Annotated in this window: 9 protein-coding genes and 1 pseudogene; 2 read left to right on the top strand and 8 right to left on the bottom strand. The window is 40.5% G+C overall.

Annotation, left to right across the window (positions count from 1 at the left end):
* Window positions 1–272 (bottom strand): hypothetical protein (locus tag JL57_RS14255; protein WP_034140833.1); only part of this gene is annotated, 272 nt, incomplete at its 3' end.
* Between the two features lie 368 nt (window positions 273–640).
* Window positions 641–1926, bottom strand: a pseudogene (locus JL57_RS14260) (sulfurtransferase TusA family protein); the annotation flags it as partial.
* A 286-nt stretch (window positions 1927–2212) separates the two neighbouring features.
* Between JL57_RS14260 and JL57_RS34455 the strand changes: the two are divergent.
* Together JL57_RS34455 and JL57_RS14270 are read left to right on the top strand one after the other, a co-directional pair.
* Window positions 2213–2881, top strand: a complete 669-nt coding sequence (locus JL57_RS34455) for a DoxX family membrane protein (protein WP_291300099.1) — start codon at window positions 2213–2215, stop codon at window positions 2879–2881.
* 157 nt (window positions 2882–3038) lie between these two features.
* Entirely contained in the window at window positions 3039–3635 is a 597-nt protein-coding gene (locus JL57_RS14270; protein WP_034142703.1) for an RNA polymerase sigma factor, read from the top strand.
* 58 nt (window positions 3636–3693) lie between these two features.
* On the opposite strand, the gene JL57_RS14275 is transcribed toward JL57_RS14270, so the two are convergent.
* The 6 genes from JL57_RS14275 to JL57_RS14300 all read right to left on the bottom strand — a co-directional run.
* A complete protein-coding gene (locus JL57_RS14275) occupies window positions 3694–3969 on the bottom strand; it encodes an SHOCT domain-containing protein (protein WP_034142704.1) in 276 nt (91 codons plus the stop codon).
* An 85-nt stretch (window positions 3970–4054) separates the two neighbouring features.
* The gene (locus JL57_RS34460; RefSeq protein WP_291300100.1) at window positions 4055–4189 is read right to left on the bottom strand and encodes an SHOCT domain-containing protein; all 135 of its coding nucleotides are present in this window, start codon (window positions 4187–4189) and stop codon (window positions 4055–4057) included.
* 74 nt (window positions 4190–4263) lie between these two features.
* Window positions 4264–4692 (bottom strand): hypothetical protein, encoded by a 429-nt coding sequence (locus JL57_RS14285; protein WP_034142706.1) that lies wholly within the window; start codon window positions 4690–4692, stop codon window positions 4264–4266.
* Window positions 4693–5131: 439 nt separating this feature from the next.
* Window positions 5132–5365 (bottom strand): hypothetical protein, encoded by a 234-nt coding sequence (locus tag JL57_RS14290; RefSeq protein WP_034142707.1) that lies wholly within the window; start codon window positions 5363–5365, stop codon window positions 5132–5134.
* Complete coding sequence (locus tag JL57_RS14295) at window positions 5362–6015, bottom strand: ABC transporter ATP-binding protein (RefSeq protein WP_034142708.1); 654 nt, start codon at window positions 6013–6015, stop codon at window positions 5362–5364. The genes JL57_RS14290 and JL57_RS14295 overlap by 4 nt, the downstream gene beginning before the upstream one ends.
* A 13-nt stretch (window positions 6016–6028) precedes the next feature.
* The coding region (locus JL57_RS14300; protein WP_034142709.1) for an ABC transporter permease at window positions 6029–6469 on the bottom strand (441 nt) is incomplete at its 5' end.

The raw sequence follows: 6469 nt of genomic DNA on the forward strand, positions 1-6469 counted from the left end.
AGGAAATTGCGATAGTCCTGATGTTTGGGTTTAGCCAACTCTGTGCACATTTGCCGAAATGAGACAAATTCAGGACGAGTGAAGTACAAAACATGCATGCGAAATAAGATGACGGCATCCCAAGGCTTACGTCCCCGAGGATCAAGGATGGGCCGTGGGAACAGAAAGCGGATATATTCATCTTTAATGAAAGAAAGATAATCAATGAGATCCGCATCAAAACCAAGTGTGCTATAATATAGGGGTGAGAACATGTCTATCTGTATATGCAAGGTTTACACCTCTTCCTGTGTGATAATTTTGGTTTTGTCACCTTAATTTTACCACACCATGGATAGGGGTGTAATTATTTTTAAAGAACTTATGTTTGGTGCTGTTCAGCTTTTTGTAACAGACACTAATAATGGGAGTTGATATGGTTCAGTAAAAAGAATAATACCCAACACCACCAGAGAAAACAAATGTTAGTATTGCAACTGCTAAAAAGTATATCGGTGTTTCATATTTATGGAGTGGGACATCTCCTGAGACGGGTCTTTAACTTGGGGAGATGACTAAAGGCTCGGACCCTTAATAATCGGTCTGAGCCTTTAGTCATCTTAACCCTTATTCTCCATTTCCTCCCGCTGTTCAATTTATTGCCTTTTTTTATAAAGGCCTGGATCATACCTTTATCCCTTCCAATATCAACTAGCTCATTATTTGTTTTAACACACCATGCCTTAATATCTTCATAAAACCCGGGATCAGAAGCAGTAACTTTAAGAATTTGACCATCGTTAAGTTGATCTATTGACGCTTTAACTTGAATCAGCGGCCCCGGACAACATAATCCACAAGCATCAAGGCTTTTGTCATAATCGTTAATCCTTTTTCTACTTCGCCCTTCACAACTTGTGTATCTGGATCTAGCATCAGTCTTTTTGTGTTATCCGAATTATCCACTCTATTTGGCTTAAAGTTAAACATTGAAACACATTTATATCCTCCATCTATGTTTTTAACCTTAAAACCATTTTGAGTTAAAATCCTAGAAGCCACATATCCTCTAAGTCCTATTTGGCAATATTCAAGGATCTCTTTACCCTTGTCTAACTCTCCTATTCTTTCTCTTAGGCTATCTACCGGTATATTTACTGCTCCCTCAAGATGGCCATTATTGAATTCAGTTTCAGTACGCACATCTAATAATAACGTGTTTTCTTTATCATAAGCCAATAGTTGTTCTGTTGTAATAACATCCACTCTTCCAGCTAAAACATTTTCCGCAACATAGCCTGCCATATTGACAGGATCCTTTGCTGAAGAAAAAGGTGGCGCGTAGCAAAGCTCCAACTCTGATAAATCAGTGACTGTTCCACACAGTCTAATGACGGTCGCTATGACGTCAATTCTCTTGTCCACACCATCATAGCCAACGCCTTGAGCTCCTAATATTTTACCTTCCTCATTAAAAATAAGTTTCAAGGTCATTGGAAGAGCTCCTGGGTAATAAGAGGCATGTGAAACTGGATGAACGGTAATAACTTTATAGGGGATATTTAATCTGTTTAACGTTCGTTCATTATTGCCAGTACTTGCTGCAGTTAATCCAAAAACCTTAATAATTGAAGTACCTTGAGTACCCTTATAAGACGTACTTAAGCCTGCTATATTATCAGCCGCAATTCTACCCTGTTTATTGGCAGGACCCGCTAATGGAACTGCCGAATTTTGCTTGTTTACAAAATCAACGACTTCAATTGCATCTCCTACTGCAAATACATCGGCAGCATTTGTCTCCATTTTTTCATTGACTAATATATGCCCTTTGGCTCCCAACTTAATTTCGCTATCCTTTAAAAATTCAGTATCAGGAAATACCCCGATGGCTAAAATCAGTAGATCCGTGTTCAATTTTGTACCGCTAACTATTCTCACTTGCATCCTTATCTTCGTGTCTCAAAGTATACCTAATCAATACGATTAAGCTGTGAATGAGTTATGAATTTGTTATGAATTTTTCATGAAGAAAGACCCTGAATAATAAAGAAAACCTAAAATGGTTCTTTGATTGAGTTTCTTACAACGTTATTTTTTATTTATTTTTATTTTTTACTATCCAAATAGAAATTAATCCGTCTTAATTATATAAAGCTTAGGTTGGTACCGCCTAGGCAAAAAAAATACATCGGTTGAACGCTAAGGTTTACCCGAAAAATAAGGAGTTATTATGATGAGAAAATTCACAGTTACTGAATTAAGTGATTTTAACGGAATTAAGAAACCCGCCTATGTGGGTTATCAAGGAAACGTTTACGATGTATCTAGTGTCTTCAAAGATGGAGAACATGCTGGAATAAAAGCTGGTAGAGATTTAACCATTGACTTTGCTAAAGGTCCTCATACTGACGATATCTTTAAAAACTTTCCTGTAGTTGGTGCATTAACTAATGAAAAAAGCCTATATGAAAAAGTCTTTACAGGCACTTCACTCCAAACTGATCTACTTTTGCGCCTCGCTCTCGGAATCGTGTTTTTCGCTCATGGAGCACAAAAATTATTGGGTTGGTTTGGGGGATATGGTTGGAGTGGAACTATGGGCTACTTGACTCAGACTGTACATCTGGCCCCTCCCATAGCCGGTTTGGTAATTTTAGTTGAGTTTTTTGCCGGATTAGCTTTAATCTTAGGCTTATTAACGAGACCTGCTGCTCTGGGAATTGCTCTCGTTACGCTAGGAGCAGCTTTTACGGTTCATCTGCCGAACGGTTTCTTCTTAGATAAAGGCGGAATCGAATATGTTTTTGTACTTTTCTTAGTCGCACTCTTCTTATTCGTTAACGGGGCTGGAACTGTTTCTATTGATAGGCTCATTAGGGACCGATATCAACGCAGATAATTCATACAATTTAAACGTAACAGCAAAACCCGTCGGACCTCCACATCCGAGGGTTTTGTCTGTTACAATATATTTATAACTATCCAAACGTTTAATTTAATATCCAATTTATTGGGCATCCTTATATTTAGTGTTAAATTTCGAAGGAGTGAACAATGTGAAAATCAAGGAAAATCTTTATACTGCAGATTCATCTGAAGGGGATCTTTCCTTTGAAGAAATAATTTCCCAAAATCAAGAAAAGATTATTAATTTAATCTATGGAATGACGGGTGATTACTACCTCTCTCAAGATCTAACGCAGGAAACGTTTCTAAAAGCCTTTCAATCAAAACACTCGTTTAACGGTAAGTCAAAATTCTCTACCTGGCTATATAGAATAGCTGTAAATGTTACGGTTGACCATCAACGAAAGAGCTGTGTTCGCAAGGAGATGGCCGCAGAGCAAGCCGATCCTAAATTTTCAAAGGTTGATACCTTACAGGACCCGGACCGAGCCTGCCAAAAAAATGCAACGAGGAATATTATCTTTAGTTCCATAGCAAACTTACCCGATCAGCAAAAAGAAGTCTTTGTCTTGAGAGAGCTGAATGGTTGTTCGACAAAGGAAGTTTCCGAGATTTTAGATTGCTCCGTGGAGTTAGTTAAATGGCGATTACACAAAGCCCGGTTATCTATGCGTAAAACGTTAAACAATAATACGAACTATAAAAACTTAGGGACCATAACCTTGAACAGGTTTGGGCTAGAATGAAGAAAAAACCTTAAAAGCGGCTAAGGATTAATCCTCAGCCGCTTTTAAGGTTTTCTACTCATTTACTCTCTAAATCCCGTTTCCGGCTCTGATACTCAGCAGAATCTATCTCGCCACGCGCATATCGCTCACGCAGGATGTCCATTCCACTATGCTTACCTTGCCCTCCTGTCTGAACGTGCGAGGCATTGCGACGAAATAGATAGATACCCAGTAGAATAATCCCAATCCCTAAGATGAGCGGCATGACCATACCCATCATACTCCACCCATAGCCACTTCCATAACCACCGTATCCCCATCCGCCCATCATGTTACCCCAACCACCCATCATATGAATTCCTCCTTCAAACTAATTTTCAATAAATACTGCCTTAGATATTAATTCCATCTATAAAGTAACGCTGGATCATTTCTTTTTAATAGCTGTTAGCTGCTTTTGCCCCCGACAGTTCTTGTTTCCGTTCAAGGTATTCTTCTCTATCAATCTCACCACGTGCATAGCGTTCACTTAATATATCCTGTACAGTATGTGTACGAGATGGATGGTTCATGCAACACGATCCTTTAGAATTAGATGAATTAAAGATGTAATAAGCTGCGATGATTAATAGGATTAAACCAATCATCATTGAAGGTCTCCCCTTTCACTTCCGTTCATCATACTGCCTTGCGAACCCGTCATTCCATTTCCGTTGGTCATCATATTTCCTCCGGAATTACTCATGAATTGGTTCATTTTATCAAGGGTGTCTTGTCCAACTTGAGCCTTAAATTCCGGGTTTGAATTCATGAGTTCTTGCATCACCTTAACGTCCCCTGTTTGCATTGCGTTTTGCATCTCCGCCGAATTGTGAAGATTCTGCATGGCAGTGGAATTCATCAAGGTTTGATGCTGCTCCGGCGAAAAGGTTTTTTGCATAAATCCTTGCATTTGACCGAACCATTTGTTACCTTGTTGCTGGTCTGTTCCGGCCAATGCTGGTAAAGCCATGAGCCCAACGGCCAACGTTGCGGTTCCTAAGATGACTGTGATTTTTTTACTGAGTTTCTTCATTTTATGTTCCTCCCATTAATTTTTATTTTTTGCTTTGCATCGTTTATGTTGTATTTCCATGTTCTTAGTGTAACTCTGGGATACGATTATCTCATGAAAAAGTTGTGAATTTCTCATGAAGAAAGGGACCCTACTTAATTAATGTTCAGGATCCCTTCTTATATGCAATTCAAGCAACTATCCGGCATTGTCATCGTTATTCGTGGCTTGTTCTTCACCGGTCGCGACTACTCCATTATTTTCCAAATTCATATATCCATACATTTTAGAAGTTATCTTTTTTATTAAAATCTCCAATGTATCTCCTTCTTGATAGGCATTAGCATAAATCTCAAAAAACTTCATTTAACTGCAGAGTTGTTATCCATTCATTAGCATGGAATGACCCGATATAAAATGATAGATCTTCCACATAGGTGGAAGGCCTATCAGTCTTAACTTACTGCTTGACTTTATGACAACTGGTACAGTTTGGCCGGTCTAGATGCTTTGTTATCTTTGCACCATTAACCCCGCTTTCATGACAGGACTTGCAGTCCATGCCTTGGGTAACCTCATGAGGAATGGCAGGGATTTTAGCAATTTTTGGAGCTGGTTCTTCGGTTCCGCTACACCCCACCAGAAAAACTGCTAGTAAAACTCCCAAGATTAAAAGAAGTCCGCGTTTTTTCATGCGATCTGTGTCAACCTTCCATGTTCTAGTCTTACTCTCCGCTGCGCCAGTTCCCCTACTTCATTGTCATGGGTAACCATGACAATCGTGTGCCCTTCCCTGTGAAGTTCCTGAAATAGTTCAATGACTAATTTTTCATTGTCTTCATCCAAATTTCCTGTCGGTTCGTCAGCTAAAATTAACGCAGGATAGTTAATTAGCGCCCGGGCAATGCACACCCTCTGTTGTTCTCCACCGGAAAGTTGGCTGGGCAGGTGGTTGGCACGATGAGCTAAGCCTACCCTTTCCAGGGCTTTGAGGGCTTCCTGTTCGTCGGTGAGACTGTGGTAATACTGGGCTACCATAACATTTTCCAAGGCAGTAAGGTGAGGAATCAGGTGAAACTGCTGGAATACCAAACCTATTTTTTCCCTGCGAACCTCGGTTAATTCTTTGTTTGACCGGGCAGTTACCTCAATTCCATCGATTGAAACAGAGCCACTGGTAGGCTTATCCATACACCCAATAATATTAAGCATGGTACTTTTTCCGGAACCGGAAGGACCCATTATGGAAACCCATTCCCCCGGGGCGACACTTAGATCAAAATCCTTTAAGGCGTGGACATTGCCGTAGGATTTGGTTACATTCTTTAATTCCAAGATGTTCATACGTTTCTCCTTTCTACTCCCCTTTAAGTACCAAGGCTGGTTCAATGTTGGCCGCTGTCCTTACCGGCATGATCACTGCAACCCAGGCTACCAGAACAGATAAGATGATTACCGCTATAAGCACTGAGGGCCTAAACGTAATATAGGCTTTAAATACACTCAGCCCGATAACCTGGGCAATCCCCCATCCCACCAGCGAACCCAGCACCCCGCCAGTCATACCCAGAAGAGCGCTTTCCCCTAAAAACTCACCCGCAATGGCCCGGTTGGTCGCGCCTAGGGCCTTGCGCAAACCGATTTCCCTTCGCCTTTCCATGACCATTGCCATCATGGTTGTGGAGACACAGAGTAAGGTTGAAGCTAGGATTACTATGACTACCAGGTAAACCAAGGTTCTAATTTTCTCAAGGATAACGCCCTCTGAACGGGCAATTTGCTGGATAGGGTTTGCTTT

The sequence above is a fragment of the Desulfosporosinus sp. BICA1-9 genome (assembly GCF_000802135.1).

Coding starts and splice junctions, on each gene's coding strand:
- JL57_RS34460 (WP_291300100.1), bottom strand. CDS start 4,189: ATGAACCATCCATCTCGTACACATACTGTACAGGATATATTAAGTGAA.
- JL57_RS14295 (WP_034142708.1), bottom strand. CDS start 6,015: ATGAACATCTTGGAATTAAAGAATGTAACCAAATCCTACGGCAATGTC.
- JL57_RS14285 (WP_034142706.1), bottom strand. CDS start 4,692: ATGAAGAAACTCAGTAAAAAAATCACAGTCATCTTAGGAACCGCAACG.
- JL57_RS34455 (WP_291300099.1), top strand. CDS start 2,213: ATGATGAGAAAATTCACAGTTACTGAATTAAGTGATTTTAACGGAATT.
- JL57_RS14290 (WP_034142707.1), bottom strand. CDS start 5,365: ATGAAAAAACGCGGACTTCTTTTAATCTTGGGAGTTTTACTAGCAGTT.
- JL57_RS14275 (WP_034142704.1), bottom strand. CDS start 3,969: ATGATGGGTGGTTGGGGTAACATGATGGGCGGATGGGGATACGGTGGT.